Genomic DNA, 1,632 nt, shown 5'->3' with positions numbered 1-1,632 from the left:
TCTCCGCTTCGTATTATAAGGTCAGCCAGATATTTCTGGTTGACCTTTTTTTATATGGTTTTATTATTACGGTAGCCGGGGTAGAACGTATCTCCGCTTGGGAGGAAGATCCCGTGAAATAAACTGTTCACCCCCTACTTGCTTAAACATGATTTGGCTGGTTGGGACAACGATCCCGTATAACAAGCGAAGCTATGAAACTGCAAGAAGGACTAGGGGTTGCCGGCAAATTTAGATATTATTGGAGGGGATAGAAAAATGAATCCTGTTGTTGGACTGGATGTGGCCAAGGGCGAAAGCCAGGTACAGGCTTTCGTGGATAAAAAAAAACCTTATAAAACAAGCTTTAAAGTACCTCATACTCTAGAAGGATTGGGAATGTTAAGTAAGTTTCTTAGAGAAATAGAAGATCTTACAGGGCTAAAACCACCCATTGTTCTGGAGTCTACAGGGCATTACCATACTCCAGTCGTCCAGTATTTTGAGGAAAGAGGATACCTGCTTATTATTGTAAACCCACTCGTTTCTTATCGGGCAAAAAGCTCTTCCTTGCGGAAGGTAAAAACAGACATAATCGATGCCAGGCATCTTTGCGAGCTCTATTACAAAGAGGATCTGGAGCCTTATAAAAAGCGTGGAATTCAGATTTTGAATCTTCGCAACCTTACGAGGCAGCACCAAAGCATGACAGGTATGTATGTACAAACAAAGCTCCAATTTCAGGCGGTGCTTGATCAGGTTTTTCCAGAATATGAAGATGTTTTTGGGGACTTATATTCGGTTGTCTCCCTATTAACATTAATGGAATTCCCGACATCCAAAGAGGTATTGGAAATCGAAGAAGATACCTTAGCCAAACGAATTAATGAACTTTGTAAAAGCCGTTCAAGTAAGTGGGCACGCACACAGGCAGAGAAGCTTATCGAAGCAGCTTGTAGGAATCCATTCAAGAAAGTTTTGTATCAAAGCCATGTTGTAAGTCTGAAAATGCATATAGAGATGCTTCTGGAGTACCAAAAGCATCTATCCACAATAGAAGCAGAGATAGATGCTTTGGCTAAAGAAATGGAAGAATATAAAATCATTCAATCAATCCCTGGAATTGGTCGAAAAATCGCTGCAACGATTATTTCGGAAATCGGAGAGATTGAACGGTTTCCCCACCCTAAAAAACTTGTTGCATTTGCCGGCCTTGACCCGAGTATCTTTGAGTCTGGGAGATTCAAAGGGACAGTGAACCGGATTACAAAAAGAGGTTCAAGCAGGCTAAGACACGCTTTATATATGGCTGTACAATGTGCCATCCGTGATTGCCGGAAGAAAAAAACGACCCCGGAATTCATCGCAAGTAATAGGAAAATGCGAGAGTTCTATGATAAAAAACGTGATGAAGGAAAGCCCTACAAGGTAGCCATAATTGCGTGTGCAAATAAGCTTTTACATTGGATTTATGCACTCTTAAAAAGCAATTCAACTTTCCAAGATATTGTCTAAAATGCAAAGCTAACCAAATAAACTAAAACCTTCCAAAATAGTTCTAATGGAAGGTTATTTGGCATGCTTATTTTTAGAATACCACACAATAAAAAGATATTTAAATGAAAAATGTTGACAAACTATTAGCTGGTTTAT

1 protein-coding gene is annotated in these 1,632 nt (G+C 39.7%); it reads left to right on the top strand.

Annotated features, from left to right (window positions below):
• Positions 1-258 precede the first annotated feature (258 nt).
• Entirely contained in the window at positions 259-1,494 is a 1,236-nt protein-coding gene (locus tag KHB02_RS29580) for an IS110 family RNA-guided transposase (RefSeq protein WP_213144485.1), read from the top strand.
• Positions 1,495-1,632 lie beyond the last annotated feature (138 nt).

It is taken from the genome of Neobacillus citreus (assembly GCF_018343545.2).
Classification (GTDB): domain Bacteria; phylum Bacillota; class Bacilli; order Bacillales; family Cytobacillaceae; genus Neobacillus; species Neobacillus citreus.
Note: the sequence above shows the minus strand (reverse complement) of the source record. Positions and strands in the feature narration are given on the sequence as shown.